The organism is Streptomyces sp. SDr-06 (genome assembly GCF_003324565.1).
GTDB lineage: Bacteria > Actinomycetota > Actinomycetes > Streptomycetales > Streptomycetaceae > Streptomyces.
The window spans coordinates 204,501-226,529 of record NZ_QOLA01000002.1 but is presented as its reverse complement, the minus strand read 5'-3'; the positions used below and the strand labels follow the sequence as shown (position 1 = coordinate 226,529).

20 protein-coding genes are annotated in these 22,029 nt (G+C 72.9%); 15 read left to right on the top strand and 5 right to left on the bottom strand.

Annotated elements, in window-relative coordinates:
• Positions 1-35 precede the first annotated feature (35 nt).
• The 6 genes from DT019_RS05390 (at position 36) to DT019_RS05365 (ending at position 7,024) form a co-directional block, all read left to right on the top strand.
• Positions 36-1,247 (top strand): alpha/beta hydrolase, encoded by a 1,212-nt coding sequence (locus tag DT019_RS05390; protein WP_114035473.1) that lies wholly within the window; start codon positions 36-38, stop codon positions 1,245-1,247.
• A 117-nt stretch (positions 1,248-1,364) separates the two neighbouring features.
• On the top strand, positions 1,365-2,228 hold the full coding sequence (locus DT019_RS05385) for a DUF4429 domain-containing protein (protein ID WP_114035472.1): 864 nt from the start codon (positions 1,365-1,367) through the stop codon (positions 2,226-2,228).
• Positions 2,229-2,326: 98 nt separating this feature from the next.
• Positions 2,327-3,604 carry a sensor histidine kinase gene (locus DT019_RS05380; protein WP_114035471.1) on the top strand — a complete coding sequence of 426 codons (1,278 nt, stop codon included), beginning with the start codon at positions 2,327-2,329 and terminating at the stop codon, positions 3,602-3,604.
• A 9-nt stretch (positions 3,605-3,613) separates the two neighbouring features.
• Positions 3,614-4,297 carry a response regulator gene (locus DT019_RS05375; RefSeq protein ID WP_114035470.1) on the top strand — a complete coding sequence of 228 codons (684 nt, stop codon included), beginning with the start codon at positions 3,614-3,616 and terminating at the stop codon, positions 4,295-4,297.
• A 475-nt stretch (positions 4,298-4,772) separates the two neighbouring features.
• Positions 4,773-5,825, top strand: coding sequence for an alpha/beta hydrolase (locus tag DT019_RS05370; RefSeq protein WP_114035469.1), 1,053 nt, complete (start codon positions 4,773-4,775; stop codon positions 5,823-5,825).
• Positions 5,822-7,024, top strand: a complete 1,203-nt coding sequence (locus DT019_RS05365; protein WP_114035468.1) for an acyltransferase family protein — start codon at positions 5,822-5,824, stop codon at positions 7,022-7,024. Before DT019_RS05370 ends, DT019_RS05365 begins: the two co-directional genes overlap by 4 nt.
• A gap of 17 nt (positions 7,025-7,041) precedes the next feature.
• Here DT019_RS05365 and DT019_RS05360 read toward each other — a convergent pair whose 3' ends face one another.
• The gene (locus tag DT019_RS05360) at positions 7,042-8,070 is read right to left on the bottom strand and encodes an aldo/keto reductase (protein ID WP_114035467.1); all 1,029 of its coding nucleotides are present in this window, start codon (positions 8,068-8,070) and stop codon (positions 7,042-7,044) included.
• Between the two features lie 6 nt (positions 8,071-8,076).
• Complete coding sequence (locus DT019_RS05355) at positions 8,077-8,571, bottom strand: MerR family transcriptional regulator (RefSeq protein ID WP_114035466.1); 495 nt, start codon at positions 8,569-8,571, stop codon at positions 8,077-8,079.
• Positions 8,572-8,761: 190 nt separating this feature from the next.
• Between DT019_RS05355 and DT019_RS05350 the strand changes: the two genes are divergently transcribed.
• Positions 8,762-9,580: a serine hydrolase domain-containing protein gene (locus DT019_RS05350; RefSeq protein ID WP_114035465.1), complete on the top strand. Its 819-nt coding sequence runs from the start codon at positions 8,762-8,764 to the stop codon at positions 9,578-9,580.
• Here the strand turns inward: DT019_RS05350 and DT019_RS05345 are convergent.
• The gene (locus DT019_RS05345; RefSeq protein ID WP_223279314.1) at positions 9,567-10,226 is read right to left on the bottom strand and encodes a pirin family protein; all 660 of its coding nucleotides are present in this window, start codon (positions 10,224-10,226) and stop codon (positions 9,567-9,569) included. The two genes, DT019_RS05350 and DT019_RS05345, sit on opposite strands and share 14 nt — an antisense overlap.
• A 219-nt stretch (positions 10,227-10,445) precedes the next feature.
• Between DT019_RS05345 and DT019_RS05340 the strand changes: the two genes are divergently transcribed.
• From DT019_RS05340 to fabF, 5 genes are all read left to right on the top strand, one after another.
• Positions 10,446-11,642: a PucR family transcriptional regulator gene (locus DT019_RS05340; RefSeq protein ID WP_114035463.1), complete on the top strand. Its 1,197-nt coding sequence runs from the start codon at positions 10,446-10,448 to the stop codon at positions 11,640-11,642.
• Positions 11,643-11,731: 89 nt separating this feature from the next.
• Positions 11,732-12,649: an ACP S-malonyltransferase gene (locus DT019_RS05335; protein ID WP_114035462.1), complete on the top strand. Its 918-nt coding sequence runs from the start codon at positions 11,732-11,734 to the stop codon at positions 12,647-12,649.
• A 13-nt stretch (positions 12,650-12,662) separates the two neighbouring features.
• A complete protein-coding gene (locus DT019_RS05330; protein ID WP_114035461.1) occupies positions 12,663-13,658 on the top strand; it encodes a ketoacyl-ACP synthase III in 996 nt (331 codons plus the stop codon).
• Between the two features lie 59 nt (positions 13,659-13,717).
• Positions 13,718-13,966 carry an acyl carrier protein gene (locus DT019_RS05325; protein WP_053730594.1) on the top strand — a complete coding sequence of 83 codons (249 nt, stop codon included), beginning with the start codon at positions 13,718-13,720 and terminating at the stop codon, positions 13,964-13,966.
• Between the two features lie 78 nt (positions 13,967-14,044).
• Positions 14,045-15,307, top strand: a complete 1,263-nt coding sequence (gene fabF / locus DT019_RS05320) for a beta-ketoacyl-ACP synthase II (RefSeq protein ID WP_114035460.1) — start codon at positions 14,045-14,047, stop codon at positions 15,305-15,307.
• A gap of 76 nt (positions 15,308-15,383) precedes the next feature.
• Here the strand turns inward: fabF and DT019_RS05315 are convergent, their stop codons facing one another.
• On the bottom strand, positions 15,384-15,878 hold the full coding sequence (locus DT019_RS05315) for a DUF3145 domain-containing protein (RefSeq protein ID WP_053730596.1): 495 nt from the start codon (positions 15,876-15,878) through the stop codon (positions 15,384-15,386).
• 335 nt (positions 15,879-16,213) lie between these two features.
• On the opposite strand from DT019_RS05315, the gene DT019_RS05310 reads away from it, so the two are divergent.
• The gene (locus tag DT019_RS05310) at positions 16,214-17,107 is read left to right on the top strand and encodes an SGNH/GDSL hydrolase family protein (protein WP_114035459.1); all 894 of its coding nucleotides are present in this window, start codon (positions 16,214-16,216) and stop codon (positions 17,105-17,107) included.
• Between the two features lie 374 nt (positions 17,108-17,481).
• On the opposite strand, the gene DT019_RS05305 is transcribed toward DT019_RS05310, so the two are convergent.
• Positions 17,482-19,929, bottom strand: a complete 2,448-nt coding sequence (locus tag DT019_RS05305) for a beta-glucosidase (protein ID WP_223279313.1) — start codon at positions 19,927-19,929, stop codon at positions 17,482-17,484.
• A gap of 147 nt (positions 19,930-20,076) precedes the next feature.
• Here DT019_RS05305 and DT019_RS05300 point away from each other — a divergent pair, with 147 nt between their 5' ends.
• Together DT019_RS05300 and DT019_RS05295 are read left to right on the top strand one after the other, a co-directional pair.
• A complete protein-coding gene (locus tag DT019_RS05300) occupies positions 20,077-20,670 on the top strand; it encodes a TetR/AcrR family transcriptional regulator (RefSeq protein ID WP_114035458.1) in 594 nt (197 codons plus the stop codon).
• Between the two features lie 66 nt (positions 20,671-20,736).
• Positions 20,737-21,984 (top strand): pyroglutamyl peptidase, encoded by a 1,248-nt coding sequence (locus DT019_RS05295; RefSeq protein WP_223279312.1) that lies wholly within the window; start codon positions 20,737-20,739, stop codon positions 21,982-21,984.
• Positions 21,985-22,029: the final 45 nt, after the last annotated feature.

The window sequence follows — 22,029 nt, the reverse complement described above, 5'->3', positions numbered from 1 at the left end:
CAGTGGACCTCCAGGGTCTCCTACTGTGGTCCGCAGTGACTTCCTTCGACTCCTCCCCCACGCTCAACGTCTGGCGCGCGCTGCTCGCGCTCGCCGTCGTGTTCGTCATGCTCGCGACCTCCGGCTGGACGGCGATCCGCGGCCACGCGGCCGACTCCGAGCCGCGCGCGACCTCCCTGGCCGCCTGGGCCCGGGGCACCATAGACGGCCACAAGCTGCCCAAGGCGGACTCCACCGCCCAGCAGCTCGCGCACTTCTTCGGCTCGCTCACCGCCACCGAGCGGGGAGAACTCGCCGACCGCTACCCGCTGGTCGTGGGCAACATGAACGGCGCCCCCGTGCCCCTGCGCTACCGGGCCAACCGGGTGGCGCTCGGCGAGGCCCGCGCGGTCGAGCAGAAACGCATGGTCGACACCCGGCTCACCGCCGACGGCCGCCTGGACGCGAGCCGCCGGATGCACCGGTTCGAGTCCCTGCTCGACGACGGCCGCCAGATCCTCGCCTTCGACCCCTCCGACACCGGCCGGGTCGCGGAGGTCTTCGGTGACCTGGACCACGCCCAGCGGGTGTCGGTGATCGTGCCCGGAGTCGACACCGACGTCCTGACCTTCGAGAAGTCCAACCGCAGGAACACCGCCCCGGTCGGCATGGCCGAGTCGCTGTACGCGGCCGAGCGGGCAGCCGCCCCGGACACCCGGACCGCCGTCATCGCCTGGGCCGACTACACCGCGCCCGCCGGACTCGGCATGGATGCGGCCATCGGCAAACTGGCCGAGGACGGTGCCGTACGGCTGTCCGCGATGGTGCGCGCGCTGCCCGGCAGTTCCTCGGTCGAGCTGTTCTGCCACAGCTATGGCTCGGTGGTGTGCGGGGTCTCCACACGCGGACTGCCGCCCCGGGTCAGCGACATCGCGGTGGCCGGCAGCCCGGGCATGCGGGTGCGCAACGCCGCCCAGCTGGACACCTCGGCGCGGGTCTGGGCCATGCGCGACAAGGACGACTGGATCCAGGACGTGCCGTACCTCGACGTCGCGGGCCTCGGCCACGGCGCCGACCCGGTCTCGGCGGCCTTCGGCGCCCGGGTCCTCTCGGCGGCCGGAGCCATCGGCCACACCGGTTATTTCGAGCCGGGCACCAAGAGCCTCGCCAACTTCGCGGCCATCGGAGTTGGCGCATACCAGACGGTCGGCTGTGCCGACGGCGGCGCCGTGTGCGGCAGCGGGATTTCCGACCGGTCGGCGGCTTGACGGAGGCTCCGGCGGGCTGACACGCGTAGACACCGTGTGATCGCCGGAGCACCCGCTCCCGGACGGGGTTTTCTCCGAGGGGGGACGCGCGGGCGCGCGCCGCCTACGATGAGGCGCATGGGTGATGTGCTGGCCGGAATTCATGCCACCTGGGAGTTCGAGTCCGACTCCGTGCTCATCCGCTTCGAACGGGGGATCCGCGCGCCGAAGCTGTTCCAGGCGCTGCGCGAACGACGCATCCCCTACGAGGCGTTGGAGTCGGTGACGCTGTCCCAGGGCAAACGCGGCACGGTGGTGCTGCACGCGGTGCCGAGACCGGGCGCCGATCCACTGATGGACGCCGCGGCGGGTCAGCTGAAGGAGTCCTGCGATCCCTACCGCCTGGTGCTTCCGGCCGAGCGCGAGACGCTCGCCGAGTACTACGCGGACGAACTGCGCGACGCTCTGGTGCCGCTCGCCTCGCAACCCGCCGACCGCCATCTGGTGGCGGCCCCCGAGGCCCCGCTGAACTTCAAGGCGTACGACGCCAAGGCCGCCTTCGACGGGCACCAGGTCACCTTCCGCTGGTTCTGGACGGGCGCGTCCTCGGAGAAGTGGAAGGCCGGCGACCAGACCTTTCCGCTGGCCGCGCTGAGCGGCGTCGAGTGGCGCTCCCCCGAGGTCTTCGACGGCTACCTGCGGCTGCTGCGCCGCGAGGGCGACGACGCCGCCCCGGCCGACCTCGACCCGGCGGCCGTGGTCTTCGGCCTCGGTTACGGCCCGGTGCACGAGTCGCTGCCGTTCGCGGCGGCGGTCCTCGCGGCGGTACGGAACGGGGGCGGCGTCTCCATCCCGCACCAGCCGGTCCCGGTCGCGGCGGGGCGGCGCGATCCCGCCGACATCGCGGAAAGGATCCGCCACCTCGGCGACCTGCACCAGGCGGGACTGGTCACCGACGACGAGTTCAGCGCCAAGAAGGCGGAGCTGCTTGCCGAGCTGTAGCGGGTGCGGCGCCGCCCGGCGTGATACCCGGGTGCGAGACCCGGGTGGCACCCCGGTATGACGCGTGGCGGGCCGATCCTGCCTACGCTGGCCGGGCCATGAAGATCGCACCCGCCTCCCGAAGAGCCCTCGCCCTGCTGCGGCCCCCCGCCGAAGCCACCCGGCCCCTGTTCTGGCAGGCGCCCAGGCGCTGGCAGCGGTGGAGTCCGTACGTCGTCGCCGGTGTCTTCGTGCTGGTGCTGCTGCCGGTCACCATCACCGTGCTCGCCAACGACTACCGGCTGGACGGCGGCTGGGCCGGGGCGCTCGGCGTGGCCCAGACCGTGCCGCTGCTGCTCGCCGTGACCCGGCCGCTTCCGGCCTGGCTGATCGTCTTCGGCGCCGACGTGCTCGGCGCGCTGGTGCTCCTCCACGGCGAGACGGCGGGGCGCTCCTGGCCGTGGACGCCGACGGTGATCATCGGCTACCTGGTCCTCATGGTCTGTCTCGGACTGCGCGAGACGACCCGCACCCTCGTCGTGCTGTGGCTGGTGACGGGTGCGGCCAGTGTGGCGCTGGGCGCCTTCGCGCCCCGCGGCTCCAGCAGCACCTACGTCCTGCTGTTCGTGCTCTCGGGCGTGGTGCTGGCCTTCGCGGGCGCGGTACGCACCCGCGCGGAGGCCGAACGGCGGGTCGCCGAGCAGGAGACCATCAGCGAGGCCGAACGCGCCCAGCGCACCCTCCTGGAGGAACGCGCCCGGATCGCGCGCGAGCTGCACGACGTGGTGGCCCACCACATGTCGGTGATCACCGTGCAGGCCGACTCGGCGCCCTACCGGCTGGCCGGGCTCGACGAGGCGGCCCGCGGGGAGTTCGAGTCCATCGCGTCCAGCGCCCGGGAGTCGCTCGGCGAGATGCGCCGGCTGCTCGCGGTGCTGCGCAGCGACGGCAGCGGCGGGGGCGGCGGCGAGCGCGCGCCCCAGCCCGGCGTGGACCGCCTCCAGCAGCTCGTCGAGGCGACCGTACGCGCGGGACTGCCGGTCGGGCTCTCGCTCTCCGGTGAGCTGCCCGCGCTGCCGCCCGCGGTCGACCTGTCGGCGTACCGGATCGTGCAAGAGGCGCTCGCCAACGTCGTACGGCACGCGCCGGGCGCCACGACCCGCGTCTCCGTCACGGCCGACGGCCGGCATCTGACGGTGGTCGTCGTCAACGGCCCGGCGGCCGACCGCACTTCGCCGCTGGAGGGCTCCGGTACCGGCCACGGCCTCGTCGGCATGCGCGAACGCGTACGGTTGACCGGCGGGTCGCTGGACACCGGGCCGCTGCCGGACGGCGGCTTCCGGGTGGCGGCGCGGCTGCCCCTCGACCCCACCTCCGCACCCGAACTCCCCCTCTAAGGACGCCAGTTGACCATCCGCGTGATCATCGTCGACGACCAGGCCATGGTGCGGGCGGGGTTCGCAGCGCTGCTCTCGGCGCAGGCCGACATCGACGTGGTGGGCGAGGCGCCCGACGGCCGCGAGGGAGTGCGGGTGGCCCGCTCGACCCATCCGGACGTGGTCCTCATGGACGTCCGCATCCCCGAGATGGACGGGCTCGCCGCGGCCCGCGAGATCCTGGACCCGCCGACGGGCGTCGTGCACCGCCCGAAGGTGCTCATGCTGACCACCTTCGACGTCGACGACTACGTGTACGAGGCGCTGCGCGCCGGGGCGTCCGGGTTCCTGCTCAAGGACGCGCCCCCGGCCGACCTCATCGGGGCGGTGCGGGTCGTCGCGGCGGGTGAGGCGCTGCTCGCCCCCTCCGTGACGCGCCGCCTCATCGCGGACTTCGCCGCGCAGCGGCCGGCTCCGCGGCGGGGGGCGGAGGCGCTGCGTCTGCAGGGGCTCACGCCCCGGGAGACGGAGGTGCTCGAACTCATCGCGCGGGGGTTGTCGAACCAGGAGATCGCGGGGCGGCTCGTGCTGGCCGAGCAGACGGTGAAGACGCATATCGGGCGGGTGCTGGCGAAGCTCGGGCTTCGGGACCGGGCCCAGGCGGTGATCTTCGCCTACGAATCCGGCGTGGTCCGCCCGGGCGACCCCGGCTAGCCCCAGGGCCCTGGGCGACCGCCTCCTGGGGCTCCGCCCCAGACCCCGGAGGCCCCCACCCCACCCCTTCCCGAAACCCTCCGGGGGTGAAAGTGCCCCTGGGGCTCCGCCCCAGACCCCGTTCGCGCCTTAAGGGCGCTCGTCCTCAAACGCCGGACGGGCTGAGGATGCCAGCGTGACCCAGCACCCGTACCGCCAAGGGGCGCGGGGAACTGCGCGAGAAGCGAGCACGGTCCGCAGATCGAAGGGGGTTCAAGGGGCGCGGGGAACTGCGCGATCAGCCACGCACGGTCCGCGGGTGAAAGCGGGGCCGGGGCCCGAGCACCAAACAGCGGTAAGCGACCCGCCGCCCCCGGGTCACCCACCCCCTACCCAGGTAGCACTCCCCACCTGGCCCCCCAGGGTGACGCCCCGCGCCCCACCTCCTCCCTACCTTCCCCCTCGTCGAGGGACACGGACGAGGAGAGGGAATCGCATGCGCCGGTTCGGAAGGGCGTTGATCGCTTCCGCGTTGACCGTCACGGTCGTCGCGGGAACGGCGGGCTGGGCGACGGCCGGCGCGCAGCAGGCCGTCACGGGGCCGCCGCCCGGCTCCGCGGCATGGCGGGCGGACACCGTGCTCGGGCGCCCCCTGCCCGACCCGGCGAGCGCGGCACCCCGCGAAGTCGCCCTGTTCTTCGCGGGGTTGAGCGAGCAGGAGCAGCGGACCCTGGCCCGCCGCCACCCCGAGGTCGTCGGGAACCTGGACGGCGCCCCCGTACACCTGCGGTACGAGGCCAACCGGCGCGCCGTGACGGACAGCCACGACCCCCGGTTCGCGCGGCTCGCCGGGCCCGGCCGTCAGATCCTCGCCTTCGATCCGCGCGGGCGGGGTCAAGTGGCCCAGGTCTACGGGGAGTTGGACGGGGCCGCTCATGTGGCCGTCGTCGTGCCCGGGTCCGACATCGACGCCGACACCTTCGACCGCCCGACCGACCCGTACGGCACCCCCGCCGGCATGGCCTCGGCGCTGCGGGGCGCGACCCGCGGCGCGACCGCCGTGATCGCGTGGGCCGGGTACACCACGCCGGTCGGTGTCGGCCTCGACGCCGCCACCGGGAAGCTCGCCGAGGCCGGGGCCGAGCGGCTGACCCGGCTCACCGAGGGGCTCGACGCGGTCGGCGCGCCCGACCCGGTGCTGTTCTGCCACAGCTACGGATCGGTCGTGTGCGGGCTCGCGGCCGAGGACACCGACGCCTCGGACATCGTGGCGCTCGGCTCCCCCGGCATGCGCGCCGACACCGTGGCCGATCTGCGCACCGAGGCCCGCGTGTGGGCCGCGAAGGACCCCTCCGACTGGATCGACGACGTGCCGCACGTCGAGTTCGCGGGGCTCGGCCACGGCGCCGATCCCACCGACCCGTCCTTCGGCGCCCGGCGGGTGCCCGCCGGGGACGCGCGGGGCCACACCGGCTACTTCGCTCCCGGCACCCAGTCCCTCGCGGCGTTCGCCGCCATCGCCACCGGAGAGACCGGAGAGGTCCGATGAGCGCGCTCACCCGGGCCGTCGCGGACATCGAGCGACGCACCCCCGCCCACCGCGACCGCGCGATCGACGGGCTGCGCGCCCTCGCGCTGCTCGCCGTGCCGACCGGGCACTGGCTGCTCGGCGGCTTCACCCGTGACGACGCGGGCGCGCTGCACAACGCGAGCCCGCTGTCCTCCTTCGCCGCGTTCGCCCCGGCCGGCTGGGTCCTGCAGATGCTCGGGATCTTCTTCCTGGTCGGCGGCTATGCCTCGGTGCTGTCCTTCCACCGCAGGACGGGGTCGACCGTCCAGTGGCTGAAGGGGCGGATCGCCCGGCTCGGGCGGCCCGTGCTCGGCGTCACCGCCGTATGGGCCGCGATGGTCCCTGTCCTGTACGCCCTCGGTGTCCCGCACGACACGCTGCGCACCGGGTCGACACTGGTGATCCAGCCCCTGTGGTTCGTCGGTGTGTACGTCGCCGTCACCGCGCTCACGCCGTACTGCGTGCGGACGGCGCGGCGGCTCGGCGGGTGGGCCGCGGCGCCCCTGCTCGGTGTCGTCGCCCTCGTGGACTTCCTGCGCTACGGGCCGTACGCCGACGCCATGCCGTCCTGGCTCGCGCTGGTCAACATCCTGCCGGGCTGGATGTTCGCGTACCAACTCGGCGTCTCCTGGGGCGAGAAGAGGATCGGCCGCAAGGGCGCGTGGCTGCTGTTCGGCGGCGGGACGCTGCTGTTCGCCGCGCTGCTCGTCCTGTTCCACTACCCGGCGTCCATGGTCGGCGTGCCCGGAGAGGCGCGGACGAACTCGCATCCGCCGTCGCTGCTGGTGCTCGCGCTGGCCGCGGCGCAGTCCGGCGTCGCGATCCTGCTGCGGGACAGGATCGCGGGCTGGCTGAGGCGGCCCGCGCTGTGGGCGCCGGTCGTGGTCGTCAACCTGTCCGCGATGACCATCCTGTGCTGGCACCAGACGGCGATGCTGGCGGCCGCCGTGCCGGCCTCCTTCGCGGGGCGGGTGCCGGGCCTGACCACCGCGCCCGACACCCTGGCCTGGATCGGTGAACGGCTCGCCTGGATGCCGGTGTTCGCGGTGCTGCTCGTGGCGATCGCCCGCTACGCGCGCGGCTTCGAGGCCCCCTGGGCCGGGGCGACGAAGGCCCGCCGGGCAGCTGCGGGGCTGCTCGCGGCGGGCTTCGCGGTGTTCGCCCTGGGGCTCGCGTGACGTACCGCTCGCGCGGCCTACTGCTCGCGGGCCGCCGAGGTGGACGACATGTCGGGGTAGCGGTCGCCCGCGACCTGCCCGGCGATGGGCTCCAGGAGCGCCAGCTCCTCGGCGCTCAGCGTGATGCGCGTCGCCCCGGTGTTCTCCAGGAGGCGGCTGCGCTTGCGGGTGCCCGGGATCGGGACGACGGTCAGCCCGTGCACCTGGGCCCGCTGCTGGACCCAGGCGAGCGCGATCTGCGCGGTCGTCGCGCCGTGCGCCGCGGCGATCTTGTGCAGGGGCTCCAGGAGGGCCGCGTTGGTCACGGCGTTGTCCCCGGTGAAGCGGGGCTGGAACCGGCGGAAGTCGCCGCCGGACAGGTCCTTGCCCGCGTCCGCGAACGCCCCGGTGAGGAAACCGCGGCCGAGCGGCGAGTACGGCACGAAGGTCACACCGAGCTCGGCCGCGGCCGGCACGGCGCTGCGCTCGACGTCACGGCTGAAGACCGACCACTCCGACTGGAGGGCGGCGATCGGGTGCACGGCGTGTGCCTCGCGCAGCTCGGCGCCGGTGACCTCGCTCAGGCCCAGGTACCTGACCTTGCCCTCGCGGACCAGCTCGGCCATCGCCCCGACCGACTCGGCCAGCGGCACCTGCGGGTCGCGGCGGTGCATGTAGTACAGGTCGATGACGTCGATGCCCAGGCGGCGCAGGCTCGCCTCGACGGACTTCCTGATGTAGGCGGGGCTGTTGTTGATGCCCCGGTAGTGCGGGTCGTCCGCACGGCGCTCGATGGCGAACTTGGTGGCCAGGGTCACCTCGTCGCGGTGCGCGGCGAGGAACGGGGCGAGGAACTCCTCGTTGGCGCCGGAGCCGTACACGTCGGCGGTGTCGATGAGCGTGACACCCGCCTCGACGGTGGCCTCCAGGGTGTCGCGGGCGGCACTCTCGTCGGTGTCGCCGTAGAACTCGCTGATGCCCATGGCGCCGAAGCCCTGGACGCCGATCTCCGGCCCATCGGTGCCGAGCCGTACGGTGCTGATCTTCTCAAGGGGGCTGTTGCTCATGGGGGTTCAGGCCCTTTCCGACGCTAGGGAGGCGTCCACTCCGGACACCCTGCGGGCGTCCGCGTAAAAGTCGATCTTGTAGTCGAGTACGGCGAGCGTGTCCTGGAGCTCCGCCATGCGCGCGATCACGTCGCGCCGGGTCTGCTCCAGAAGCTCCTGGCGCGCCTCGAAGGTGTGCTCCCCCTCGCGGACGAGTTCGGCGTAGCGGACCATGTCGGCGACCGGCATGCCGGTCAGCCGGAGCTTGCCGACGAAGGCGAGCCAGTCCAGGTCCCTGTTGCTGAACCGGCGCTGCCCGGTGTGCGAGCGGTCGACGTGCGGCATGAGACCGATCCGCTCGTACCAGCGCAGGGTGTGCGCGGTGAGTCCGGTGTACGCCACGACCTCGCTGATCGTGTAGTGGTCCTGACCGTCGGGGCGCGGGTGGGGCGGCTCCTGCGCGCAGAGGCCCCGCCGGACCCGCGCCGCCGCCATCACCGCCGTGCTGTCGATCACCGTCATGACCTCCACGCTAGAACCTTGGAGTGCACTCCAAGCAAGCGAATTGTGTGACGTGTTTCCTGCCGCGCCCGGGGCGGCCCCTCGGCGCGTGGCGGGTCCGGTCCCACCGGACACCGTCCGGGCGCTCCCGGCAACCCGGCGGGTACGGCCGGGGTCTTCACCCCGCGGGGCGCCGACTAGGCTCGTACGCATGGAGAGCCTGCGGATCATCGAGACCTGGCCCGTACCGACCGCCGCGGCGGCCGTGGTGCGCGCCGACGGAACGCTTGCCGGCACCCACGGGCCGGTGTCCCACCGGTTCCCGCTGGCCTCCGTCACCAAGCCGCTGGCGGCCTACGCGGCCCTCGTCGCGTACGAGGAGGGGGCGATCGAGCTCGACGAGCCGGCCGGGCCCACCGGCGCGACCGTGCGGCACCTGCTCGCGCACACCTCGGGGCTCGCCTTCGACGAGCACCGGGTGATGGCGCCGCCCGGCGAGCGCAGGCTGTACTCCAACGCCGGGTTCGAGGTGCTCGGCGACCACATCGCGAAGCAGTCGGGCATCCCCTTCGCCGACTATGTGCACCAGGCCGTGTTCGAGCCGCTCGGGATGGCGTCCACCACCCTCGACGGATCGCCCGCCAAGGACGGCGTCTCCAGCGTGGAGGACCTGGTGCGGTTCGCGGCTGAGGTGCAGGCCCCGCAGTTGCTCCACCCGGCCACGGTCGCCGAGGCGATGCAGGTGCAGTACCCGGGCCTCAAGGGCGTGCTGCCCGGCTACGGCCACCAGAAACCCAACGACTGGGGCCTCGGTTTCGAGATCCGCGGCGCCAAGTCCCCGCACTGGACGGGCAGTTCGTCCTCGCCGCGCACGTTCGGCCACTTCGGCCAGTCCGGTACGTTCCTGTGGATCGACCCGGACGCGGGCCTGGCCTGCGTCGCCCTGACGGACCGCGCGTTCGGCCCGTGGGCGGCCGAGGTGTGGCCGGCCTTCACGGACGCGGTGCTGGCCGAGTTCACACGGAGCTGAGCTCCCAGAACAGCACCTCGGCTTCCTCGTCGGCCGTCAGCTCGAGTCCCAGCGCCCCGGTGACCCGCGCCGAGTCGCCCGGCCCGAGCCGCTCCCCGGCGAGCCGCACCCGGCCGCGGACGACGTGCGCGTACACCCCCGGCGCGTCCGGGACGGCGGTGCGCTCGCCGGCCGCGAGGCGGCGGACGTGGAGCATGGCGCCCGCGGGGAGCACCGCGTAGGGCGTGGCGTCCGCGATGCCGCGCACGATGTCGTACGCGGGCTCACCGCCCGGCTTGTTCGGGGCGAGCCACATCTGGAGGAAGACCAGCGGGGACCGCCCCTCGTTGCGCTCCTCGTGCCGCACGCCGCCCGCCGAGCTCAGGCACTGCACGTCGCCGGGGCGCACCACGGTGGTGTGGCCCGCCGAGTCCCGGTGGGTGAGCTCGCCCTCGATGACCCAGGTGAGGATCTCGGTGTGGCTGTGCGGGTGCTCGTCGAAGCCCGCGCCGGGCGCGAGCCGCTCCTCGTTGCACGCGAGCACCGGCCCGAAGCGGAGGTTGTCCGGATCGTAGAACCGGCCGAAGGAGAAGGCGTGCAGGGACTCGATACCGGCACCCGGGTCCCCGCCTCGGTAGCGCTCGTCACCGCGCCTGACAGAAATCACGCCCACCACCGTAGACCTAGCGGCAGATGGGGGGTGGAAGAAGGAGCGGGGCTGGGGTGCGTGCATCGCGAGGCGGAGGAGGGAGTCGACGCGGAGCGTCGGTGAGTGACGAGAACGCGGCGAGGTGCGTGCCCCAGCCCCGCGACGCCGCCCCCCATTTGTCGCTAGGTCTCACCCCGGCCCGGCGGGGAGCGATCCCGATAAGGCAGTCTTGTCCCCGTGCCAGCACCCGATCCCGTACACCCCGCGAAGAATGCCCATCCGCATGCCGCGACCCTGAAGCGTCTTGAGCAGTCCTCGGGGCGGCTCGCAGCGAACGCCATCGCCCGCATGGACGCGACGCTGCCGTGGTACCGGGCGATGCCGCCGGAGAACCGGTCGTGGATCGGTCTGGTCGCCCAGGCCGGCATCGCGGCCTTCACCGAGTGGTTCCGGCACCCCGAGACGCCCCAGGCGATCTCGACCGACGTCTTCGGCACGGCCCCGCGCGAACTGACGCGGGCCATCACGCTGCGCCAGACCGTCGAGATGGTGCGCACCACCATCGAGGTCATGGAGACCGCGATCGAGGAGGTCGCGGCGCCGGGCGACGAGTCCATCCTGCGCGAGGCGCTGCTCGTGTACGCCCGGGAGATCGCCTTCGCGACGGCCCAGGTGTACGCGCAGGCCGCCGAGGCGCGCGGCGCCTGGGACGCGCGGCTGGAATCCCTGGTCGTCAACGCGGTGCTCTCCGGCGAGGCCGACGAGGGTGCCGTGTCCCGGGCCGCGGCGCTGGGCTGGAACTCGCCGGAGCACGTCTGCGTGGTCCTCGGTACGGCGCCGGACGGCGACAGCGAGCTCACCGTGGAGGCGATCCGGCGGGCCGCCCGGCACGCCAAGCTCCAGGTGCTCACCGGGGTGCTCGGCGACCGCCTGGTCGTCATCGCGGGCGGCAGCGACAACCCGCTCCACGTGGCGAAGGGCCTGATCGGGCCCTATGCCGCGGGCCCCGTCGTCGCGGGCCCCATCGTCCCCGACCTGCTGGCCGCGACCCGGTCCGCGCAGGCCGCGGCGGCCGGACTGAAGGCGTGCTCGGCCTGGCAGGACGCCCCGCGCCCGGTGCTCGCGGACGATCTGCTGCCGGAGCGTGCGATCGCATCCGATCCTGCCGCGCGCGAGCAGTTGGTGGAGGAGATCTACAGACCGCTGGAGGAGGCGGGCTCCGCGCTCCTGGAAACCTTGAGCGTTTATCTGGAGCAGGCGAGCAGCCTGGAGGGCGCGGCCCGGATGCTCTTCGTCCACCCCAATACCGTTCGCTACCGGCTCCGACGTGTGACGGACGTCACCGGGTGGTCACCGTCCGATGTGCGCTCCGCGTTCACGCTGCGGATCGCGCTGATCCTGGGGCGTCTGGCCGACGGAGATTCACAGTCCTAGACTTTTGTCGGACACCCACAATTCCCCCGACGGTTCTTCGTCCCTGTCCCCACGGGCGTGCGGAGCCGTCCACAAGAGAGAGTGTGAGAGTGCTCGTACTCGTCGCTCCCGGCCAAGGCGCTCAGACGCCCGGCTTCCTGACCCCCTGGCTCGACCTCCCCGGCGCTGCCGACCGGCTCGCCGCGTGGTCGGACGCCATCGGTCTTGACCTCGTCCACTACGGCACGCAGGCGGACGCCGACGCGATCCGCGACACCGCCGTGGCCCAGCCCCTGCTGGTCGCCGCGGGTCTGCTGTCGGCCGGTGCCCTGGGTGACGTCGCCCCGGGCGCCGTCGCCGGGCACAGCGTCGGCGAGATCACCGCCACCGCGTTCGCGGGCGTCCTGTCCGAGGAGGACGCGCTCGGCTTCGTACGCAAGCGGGGCCTGGGCATGGCCGAGGCCGCGGCCGTCACGCCGACCGGCATGGCCGCGCTGCTCGGCGGCGAGCCCGAGGACGTGCTGCCGCACCTGGAGAAGCTGGGCCTGACCCCGGCGAACGTGAACGGCGCGGGCCAGATCGTGGCCGCCGGCACCGCCGAGCAGCTCGCCGCCCTGGAGGTGGACAAGCCCGAGGGCGTGCGCCGCGTGGTGGCCCTCAAGGTCGCCGGAGCCTTCCACACCGAGCACATGGCCCCGGCCGTGGCGGCGCTGGAGGAGGCGGCCACGTCCCTGACCGTCGCCGACCCGAGGTTCACCTACGTCTCGAACGCCGACGGCAAGACCGTCGCGTCGGGCCAGGACGTCGTGTCCCGCCTGGTCAACCAGGTCTCCAACCCGGTCCGCTGGGACCTGTGCATGGAGACGTTCAAGGAGCTGGGCGCGACGGCGCTGATCGAGCTGTGCCCGGGCGGCACCCTGACCGGCCTCGCCAAGCGTGCGATGCCCGGCGTCAAGACCCTCGCCCTGAAGACCCCCGCCGACCTCGACGCGGCTCGTGAGCTCATCGCCGAGCATGCATCCGCCTAAGGAGCCGAGAGCCATGTCGAAGATCCGGCCCAGCAAGGGCGCCCCGTACGCGCGCATCATGGGCGTGGGCGGCTACCGTCCCGTGCGCGTGGTGCCCAACGAGGTGATCCTGGAGACGATCGACTCCTCCGACGAGTGGATCCGCTCGCGTTCCGGCATCGCCACCCGCCACTGGGCCTCCCCCGAGGAGACCGTGGCCGCGATGTCCATCGAGGCCTCGGGCAAGGCGATCGCCGACGCCGGGATCTCCGCCGACCAGATCGGCGGCGTGATCGTCTCGACCGTCTCGCACTTCAAGCAGACCCCGGCCGTGGCGACCGAGATCGCCGACAAGCTGGGCACCGGCAAGGCCGCCGCCTTCGACATCTCGGCCGGCTGCGCGGGCTTCGGCTACGGCCTGACCCTGGCCAAGGGCATGATCGTCGAAGGGTCGGCCCAGTACGTCCTGGTCATCGGCGTGGAGCGGCTCAGCGATCTGACCGACCTCCAGGACCGCGCGACGGCGTTCCTGTTCGGCGACGGCGCGGGCGCGGTCGTGGTGGGCCCCTCCGAGGAGCCGGCCATCGGCCCCACCGTCTGGGGTTCCGAGGGCGACAAGTCGGAGACCATCAAGCAGACCGTGCCGTGGACCGAGTACGACAGCTCGGGCAAGTTCCCCGCGATCACGCAGGAGGGCCAGGCGGTCTTCCGCTGGGCCGTGTTCGAGATGGCGAAGGTCGCCCAGCAGGCGCTGGACGCGGCCGGAATCAGCCCGGACGACCTGGACGTCTTCATTCCGCACCAGGCCAACATGCGGATCATCGACTCGATGGTGAAGACTCTCAAGCTGCCGGACCACGTCACGGTCGCCCGCGACGTGGAAACCACCGGCAACACCTCGGCCGCCTCGATCCCGCTCGCAATGGAGCGGCTCCTGGCGACCGGACAGGCGAAGAGCGGCGACACCGCGCTCGTCATCGGCTTCGGGGCGGGTCTCGTGTACGCCGCGACGGTCGTTACCCTCCCCTAGGCACTCCGGATCTTCCGGAAGCCCGTAATTCGAAGCATTAACACCGAAGGAGCGCCAACATGGCCGCCACGCAGGAAGAGATCGTCGAGGGTCTCGCCGAGATCGTCAACGAGATCGCTGGTATCCCGGTCGAGGACGTCCAGCTGGACAAGTCCTTCACCGACGACCTGGACGTCGACTCGCTGTCCATGGTCGAGGTCGTCGTCGCCGCCGAAGAGCGCTTCGACGTCAAGATCCCGGACGAGGACGTCAAGAACCTCAAGACCGTTGGCGACGCCGCCAGCTACATCCTGAAGCACCAGGCCTGATTCAGGACCTGAATTCGGGCTGCCACCCAGCGGTGGCGCCGCTGATTCACGTCCCTTACACACGTGGAGAAACTTCCTGTGAGCTCGACCAATCGCACCGTGGTCGTCACCGGTATCGGCGCAACCACACCGCTGGGTGGCGACACCGCCTCGACCTGGGAAGGTCTGCTGGCGGGACGCTCCGGTGTCCGTCCCCTGGAGGGTGAGCGCTTCGCCGAACTGCCGGTCCGGATCGCGGCCCCCGCCGCGGTGGACCCCAGTGAGGTGCTGCCCCGGCCGCTGGCCCGCAAGCTGGACCGCTCGGCGCAGTTCGCGCTGATCGCGGCCAAGGAGGCGTGGGCCGACGCGGGCTTCACCGCCCCGGCGGGCGACGAGGCCGGTGTCGCTCCGGAGCGGCTCGGCACGGTCATCGCGTCGGGCATCGGCGGTGTCACCACGCTGCTCGACCAGTACGACGTGCTGAAGGAGAAGGGCGTACGCCGCGTCTCCCCGCACACCGTTCCCATGCTCATGCCGAACGGCCCCTCGGCCAACGTCGGCCTGGAGGTGAACGCCCGCGCCGGCGTCCACACCCCCGTCTCCGCGTGCGCCTCGGGCGCCGAGGCCATCGGGTACGCCGTCGAGATGATCCGCACCGGCCGCGCCGACATCGTGGTCGCGGGCGGTACCGAGGCGGCCATCCACCCGCTGCCCATCGCGGCGTTCGCCAACATGATGGCGATGTCCAAGAACAACGACCACCCCGAGCAGGCCTCGCGCCCCTACGACAAGGCCCGTGACGGCTTCGTCCTGGGCGAGGGCGCCGGCGTGGTGGTCCTGGAGTCCGCCGAGCACGCCAAGAAGCGCGGCGCCCGGGTCTACTGCGAGGTGCTCGGCCAGGGCCTCTCCGCCGACAGCCACCACATCGCGCAGCCCGAGCCGACCGGCCGGGGCGTCGCCGCCGCGGTGCAGAACCTGCTCGACTCGACGGACCTGAAGCCGTCCGAGGTGGTCCACCTCAACGCGCACGCCACCTCGACCCCGCAGGGCGACATCGCCGAGATCAAGGCGCTGCGCAAGGTCCTCGGCGACGACCTGGACCACGTGGCGATCTCCGCGACGAAGTCGATGACCGGCCACCTCCTCGGCGGTGCGGGCGGCATCGAGACCGTCGCCACGGTCCTCGCCCTGTACCACCGCACGGCCCCGCCGACCATCAACGTCGACGAGCTCGACGAAGAGGTCGACCCGGGCCTGGTGAGCAGCGAGCCGCGCAAGCTCCCCGAGGGTTCGATCTCCGCGATCAACAACTCGTTCGGCTTCGGCGGCCACAACGTGGTGCTGGCGTTCCGCTCGGTCTGAGCGCGCCCCGTACGCAGCTGAGAAGGCCCCGCCGTCTGCCGGTGGGGCCTTTCGCGTACGCGGTGCGGGGCTCGGTTCAAACGACCTGGTGCAGCCAGCGGACGGGGGCGCCCTCTCCGGCGTAGCGGAAGGGCTCCAGCTCGTCGTCCCAGGGCTTGCCGAGCAGCTTGGCGATCTCGGCCTCCAGGTCGGTCTCGCCCTGGACGGAACGGGCGAGAGCGGCGCGCAGCCGGTCTTCCGGGATCATGATGTCGCCGTGGATGCCGATCACGGCGTGGAAGATGCCGAGGTCGGGCGTGGCGCTGTAGCGCTCGCCCTCGGCGGTGGCGCAGGGCTCGGCCGTGACCTCGAAGCGCAGCAGGTGCCAGCCGCGCAGCGCGGAGGCGAGCTTGGAGGCGGTGCCGGGTTCGCCCCGCCAGGAGAACTCGGCTCTCCAGGTGCCGGGCGACGCGGGCTGGCGGATCCAGTCGAGCTGGACGCGCACCCCCAGGACGCCGGCCACAGCCCATTCGACGTGCGGGCAGAGCGCGCGCGGGGCGGAGTGGACGTAGAGAACTCCACGTGTCGTCACCGGGACCTCCAGTGCGGTTCGAGGTTCGCCTTCCCCAGCGGCCTCGCGCCCCTGCCGTTCCCGGTCAGGACAGCACCTGACATTCTGCCCCTGGGTTCAACAGTAAACAGCATCGGGAGCTAATCTCCTGAAAAGGGACAGTATGTGACGTGATGTAATTTACCGGAGCCGTCTGGCGTGGTTCCTCTGGCTGGACGGGCCAAAGCTACCGCGCGGAGCTGTGCCCAGGGTGTCGTAATGTCGGTCGGAGCGCCTTCGAACACCAAGCTTTCACTCGCGAGGACGCCGCGAAAGCCGCGAAAGACCGTTGCCCGCCGCACGGAGGAGGACCCGGGATGCCGGACAGCCGCCGGAGCCGCCGCGTCCGCGCCACCGCCGCCCTGCTCGCGGCGACGGCCCTCACCCTGACCGCCAGCTGCGAGTCCGGGGGCGGCCACTCCGCGGCGGGCTCGTCCGCCACCAAGAAGCCCTCGCCGAGCCCGTCCCCCGCCTGGGACCGCAACCCCCGGTCGCTCGCCGCGATCGGCGACTCCATCACCCGTGGCTTCGACGCCTGTACCGTCCTCGCGGACTGCCCGGAGGTCTCCTGGGCGACCGGCAGCGACGCGCAGGTCGACTCGCTCGCGGCCCGTCTGCTCGGCCCCGAGGCGCCCGCCAAGAGCTGGAACTACGCGAAGACCGGCGCCAGGATGTCCGACCTCCCGGCCCAGATGGGTCTGGCCGCGGCCCAGCACCCCGGCCTGGTCACGGTGATGGCCGGGGCGAACGACGCCTGCCGCGACGACGTCTCGGACATGACGCCGGTGAGCACCTTCCGCGCGGAGTTCCAGGCGTCCCTGCGGCAGTTGCGGACGGTGTCCCCGAAGTCCCAGGTGTACGTGTCGAGCGTGCCCGATCTGAAGCGGTTGTGGTCGACCGGGCGGGGCAGCCCGCTGGGCAAGCAGATCTGGAAGCTGGGCATCTGCCGGTCGATGCTGGCCGACGCCGACGACCTGGGCGCGGCGGCGACGGAGCGGCGCGCGGAGGTGTACCGGCGGGTGGTCGCGTACAACGAGGTCCTCAGGGACGTGTGCGCGAAGGACCGCGCCTGTCGCTACGACGGCGGCGCGGTCTTCGACTACCGCTTCGACGGCGACCAGCTGAGTCCCTGGGACTGGTTCCACCCCAGCAAGAACGGCCAGGCCCACCTGGCGGAAATCGCCTACCGCGCGGTGACGGCCCGCCGCTAGCCCCGGGGCCCCCGCCAAAGCCCCTGCGGCTCCGCCCCGGACCCCGGGAGCCCCCACCCCGCCCCTTCCCGCAACCCTCCGGGGGTGAAAGCGCCCCTGGGGCTCCGCCCCAGACCCCGTTCGCGCCCGAAAGGCACTCGTCCTCAAACGCCGGACAGGCTGAAGACGCCCACGCAGGCCAGCACCAGCACTGCCAGGGGCGCGGGGAACTGCGCGACCAGCCGTCCACGGTCCGAGGCCGAAAGAGGGGTTGGGCGCAGGGAATCACCCTGCTCAGCCTCACGCCGAGCCGAGCCCAACACCCCATGGGGGCGCAGGGAATCACCCGGCGAAACGCCACGGCGAGCCGAGACCCACACCCCCGCGGAGCCCCCTCATACCTCCAGCGTCACAGAAAGGCACACGTCCGCCAAGGAACGGCAGGCCCGCACCTCGTACTGCCCCGGTACGAAGACCCACTCCCCCGCCTCCTCGTCCCAGATCTCGAACGCCCGCCCCCGCAGCGGGATCTCGACCTCCACCGCCTCGCCAGGACCGGCCTCCACGGAGGCGAACCCGGCCAGCCAGCGCCGCGGTCGCTCCACCGTGTCGGCGACCGGCACGAGATAGATCTGGACGGTCTCGCGGCCGGTGCGCGCACCCGTGTTGCGGACGCGGACCTTGGCCTGGGTGGGGGTCACCTCCAGGGACTCGTACTCCCAGCTGGTGTAGCCGAGCCCGTGCCCGAAGGGGTAGGCGGGCCGCGTACCCGCCCGGTCGTAGGCGCGGTAGCCGATGAACAGCCCTTCCTCGTAAGGGAGTTGCCCTCCCGTCGGGCGGACCTCGGTGACGGGGGCGTCGGCGAGCGCGGCCGGCCAGGTGGTGGGGAGGCGGCCGCCCGGTTCGGCGTGGCCGAGCAGGACGTCGGCGAGGGCGGCGCCGCCCTCCTGGCCGGGGAACCAGCTGAGGAGCACCGCGGCGACGTCATCGCGCCACGGGAGCTCCACCGGTGAGCCGGAGTTGACGATCACCACGGTGTGCGGGTTGGCGGCGGCGACGGCGCGGACGAGGTCGTCCTGGCGGCCGGGCAGCCGGAGGTCGCGGCGGTCGAAGCCCTCGGACTCGACGCGGTCGGTGGTGGCGACCACCACCACGGCGACCTCGGCCGAGCGCGCGGCCTCGACCGCCTCGGCGATCAGCTCGTCGGGGTCGCGCCGCGGTCCGAGGTGGGTGAGCGAGAACATCACGGCCGTGAGCGGGACATCGGCGCCGCGGTGCACGGTGTGCCGCAGGGACACCTCGACGGGGACGCCTTCGCTGAGGTGGGCGCGGCCGCGTTCGGCGGGGGCGCCGAAGAACGCCTCGAAGGGGTCGGACGCGTCGCCCATCGGCTGCGTCCCCTCCCACAGGGTGTGGCCGTCGACGCGAAGGGCGAAGGCGCCGATGCCCCGGGTGCCGAAGGCGTGCTCGCCGCTCTCGCGCGGGGTGAAGGTGCCGGTGACCTCGACGGAGTGCAGCGCCTCGTGGGTCACCCCGGCGGGCAGGTCGTCGCCGATCCACTGGACCTGGCCGGTGGGCAGCGAGCCCGTACCGAGCACGTTGCCCGCCGCGTCGCGGCACACGGCGCGGAGCTCGAACCCCTGGTCGGCGGGGGCGGGTTCGTCGCTCGGGTCGGCGCCGACGGTGTAGGTGAGCGCGCCCTCGGGCAGCGCCGCGGTGAGCCCGTCGAGCGGGGAGACGACCCGCTCGGGGAAGACGGTGGCCGAGCCGCCGCCGAGCACCCGCGCGTCGCGGGCGGCGGCGCCGCTGAGCGCCACGGTGCGCACGCGCGCCGGGTCGATGGGCAGGGCGTCGTGCTCGTTGCGGACGAGGACGAAGGCGCGGCGGGCGATCTCGCGGGCCAGCGCCGGGCCGTCGACGGCGGCGGGGAGCTCGGTGACGGCGGCGTCGACACCGTCGAGGATGCCGACGCGGGCGGCGAGCCGCAGCACGTTGCGCGCCGCGTCGTCGACGACCGACTCGTCGACGTGGCCCTCGCGGACGGCGGCGGCGAGGGCGTCGCCGTAGACGGTCCTGGGGCCCGGCATCGCGACGTCGAGCCCGCCGAGGATCGCCCCCACGGTAGAGCGGGCGGCCATCCAGTCGGAGACGATGAACCCGTCGAAGCCCCACGCGCCGCGCAGCACCTCGTTCTGGAGGTGGCGGTGCTCGGTCATCGTCGTGCCGTTGACCTGGTTGTAGGCGGCCATGATGCCCCAGGGGCGGGCGTTTTCGACGATGGCCTCGAAGGGGGCGAGGTAGAGCTCGCGCAGCGGGCGCGGGGCGACGATGTTGTCGACGGTGAAGCGGTCGGTCTCGGCGTCGTTGGCGACGAAGTGCTTGACGGTGGTGCCGACGCCCCCGCCCTGGACGCCCTTGACGTAGCCGGAGGCGATCTCGCCGGTGAGGCAGGGGTCCTCGGAGTAGCACTCGAAGTGCCGGCCGCCGAGCGGTGAGCGGTGCAGGTTCACGGTCGGCGCGAGCAGCACGTGGACGCCCTTGCGGCGGGCCTCCTGGGCGAGCAGGGTGCCGGCCCGGCGCGCGAGCTCCGGGTCCCAGGTGGCGGCGAGCGCGGTGGGCGAGGGCAGGGCGACGGACGGGTCGTCGGCGCTCCAGCGGACGCCGCGCACCCCGATCGGCCCGTCGGACATCACCAGGGAGGCGAGCCCGATCTGCGGCAGCGCGGGCAGCGACCACATGTCCTGCCCGGCGAGCAGCCGGGCCTTGGCCTCCAGATCGAGTTTGCCGAGCGCCGTCTCCACGGCCTCGCTGTAGTCGGGGGTGGAAACAGGTGCGTCTGCCACGGCCGTACCTCCTCGTCGAAGTCCGCTGCTGGGTCCATGGTGACCCGGCTACCTGTAGAACGGTAGGGTTAGTTATCCGTCCGTGACAATCGAATGCCGTACGGTCCTCTCGGAACACCGACGGACCGGCACGAAGCGGGGGCAGGCATGGCGAGGACCAGGAGCGCCAGAAGCGAGGAACGGCGCGCGGACATCCTGCGGGCCACCCTGGAGGTCATCGCGGAGCGCGGCTACCGGGGCGCCTCCCTCGGCGCGGTCGCCGAGCGGGTCGGCCTGACCCAGCAGGGCCTGCTCCACTACTTCCCCACGAAGGAGGCCCTGCTCGTCGCCGTCCTGGAGGAGCGGGACCAGTGGGACACCGGCGGGCGGCGCGCCTCGGCCGAGGGCTGGCGGCTGGAACTGCTCGCGTCGCTGGTCGAGTACAACGCGATGCGGCCCGGCGTCGTCCAGACGTTCTCCGCGCTGCTCGGCGAATCGGTGACCGACGAGCACCCGGCCCGCCCCTTCTTCACGCGCCGCTACGCGCAGGTGCGTGAGGAGATGACCGCGGTGCTGCGCGCCGAGTACGGCGACCGGCTCCCCGGCGGGCTCACCCCCCAGCGGGCGGCCCCGCTGCTCGTCGCGGTGATGGACGGCCTCCAGTACCAGTGGCTGCTCGACCCCGAATCGGTGGACATGGCGGCCGCCTTCCAGGACTTCGTGGCCCTGCTGGGGACCACCGGCGCCACCGACGGCTCATAAGTCCCTCTATCCACACGGGACTTCCGTGCGAATACTGGGCGCCACCGGACTTCGACGGAAGGATCTGTGGTGCGACGACGTGTACGGGTGGCGCGGCTCGGGTGGGCGCTCGCGGCGATGACGTTCTGTACGCTGCTCGGCCCGGCCCCCGCGCAGGCGGCGACCGCGCCCCGGCAGGCCAGTGTCGAGGAGCAGCGCCTCGACGGTCCCGTGCCCAAGGAGATCCTGGCGCGCAGCGGATTCGCGGACGTGGCCCCGGAGTTCACCCGCACCCTGGAGACCGCCCGGTCCTACGGCGCGGCCCGGCGGCTCGTCGAGCGCGAGGGGACGCGGCTGTGGCGGCGGGCGGTGGACCGGGTGCAGGGCCGGGGCCCCGCGGGCGGCGACCTGAGTCGCGACGACGACCGCCCGCTGTACTGGGCCCGGCTCGGCCTGACCCGTGAACTGCGGCTCTGGCAGCCGGAGTTCGGCCTGTCCGACGCGGACCGAGCAGCCCTCCTGGACCGGCTGGAGCAGACCTCGCGCGGGCAGAGCACCGTCGACTATCCGCGGGGCAAGGGCTTCAAGAAGATCCTGCTGACCGGCTTCGACCCGTTCACCCTGGACCGGGACATCCGGATCAGCAACCCGTCGGGGGCGACCGCGCTCGCCCTGGACGGCACCTGGATCCGCACCGCCGACGGGCAGCTCGCCCGGATCGAGACGGTGACCTTCCCGGTGCGCTGGCAGGACTTCGCCGACGGCGTGGTCGAGCGGGCGCTGGCGCCGGTGCTGCCGAAGGTGGACGTCTTCACCACCGTGAGCCAGGGCCGCGTCGGCCGCGTCGACGTCGAGCGGTTCAACGGGGCCTGGCGGGGTGGCTTCTGGGACAACGACAACGCGTCGAGCACCGGCCTGGTCCCGGTGAGCGACCCGGCGACCCAGCCGCAGTGGACCCGGACGACGCTGCCGTACCAGGACATCGTGGCCGCGCCCACCGGCCGCTTCCCGGTGTACGACCACACCGGGGTGACCGAGATCCCGGCCGGGGCTACGGAGCCGGTGGACCGGCCCGACGGGCCGACGCCGGGCTCGACCGCACGGGCCGGGGGCGGCGGCGACTACCTCTCCAACGAGATCGCCTACCGGGCCACCCTGCTCCGCGACCGGCTGGGCCTGAGCATCCCGGGCGGCCATGTGCACACGCCGGTGCTGCAGTTCGGGCCGGGGAACACCGACCCGGCGACGGGCACGGTGACGGACCCCGGGTTCGTCCGGAACCGGCTGGACATCGTGGCCCAGATGAGGGCGATCCTCCGGGTCGCCGCGGCGTAGCCCCGCGGGGCCCGCACGCGTCAACCGCGTGCGGGCCCGGCCGGG

Bases quoted from the DNA above. Each gene is read 5' to 3' on its own strand.
- DT019_RS05325 (WP_053730594.1), top strand. From the start codon at position 13,718: ATGGCCGCCACGCAGGAAGAGATCGTCGAGGGTCTCGCCGAGATCGTC.
- DT019_RS05380 (WP_114035471.1), top strand. From the start codon at position 2,327: ATGAAGATCGCACCCGCCTCCCGAAGAGCCCTCGCCCTGCTGCGGCCC.
- DT019_RS05300 (WP_114035458.1), top strand. From the start codon at position 20,077: ATGGCGAGGACCAGGAGCGCCAGAAGCGAGGAACGGCGCGCGGACATC.
- DT019_RS05385 (WP_114035472.1), top strand. From the start codon at position 1,365: ATGGGTGATGTGCTGGCCGGAATTCATGCCACCTGGGAGTTCGAGTCC.
- DT019_RS05350 (WP_114035465.1), top strand. From the start codon at position 8,762: ATGGAGAGCCTGCGGATCATCGAGACCTGGCCCGTACCGACCGCCGCG.
- DT019_RS05365 (WP_114035468.1), top strand. From the start codon at position 5,822: ATGAGCGCGCTCACCCGGGCCGTCGCGGACATCGAGCGACGCACCCCC.
- DT019_RS05310 (WP_114035459.1), top strand. From the start codon at position 16,214: ATGCCGGACAGCCGCCGGAGCCGCCGCGTCCGCGCCACCGCCGCCCTG.
- DT019_RS05355 (WP_114035466.1), bottom strand. From the start codon at position 8,571: ATGACGGTGATCGACAGCACGGCGGTGATGGCGGCGGCGCGGGTCCGG.
- DT019_RS05370 (WP_114035469.1), top strand. From the start codon at position 4,773: ATGCGCCGGTTCGGAAGGGCGTTGATCGCTTCCGCGTTGACCGTCACG.
- DT019_RS05330 (WP_114035461.1), top strand. From the start codon at position 12,663: ATGTCGAAGATCCGGCCCAGCAAGGGCGCCCCGTACGCGCGCATCATG.
- DT019_RS05360 (WP_114035467.1), bottom strand. From the start codon at position 8,070: ATGAGCAACAGCCCCCTTGAGAAGATCAGCACCGTACGGCTCGGCACC.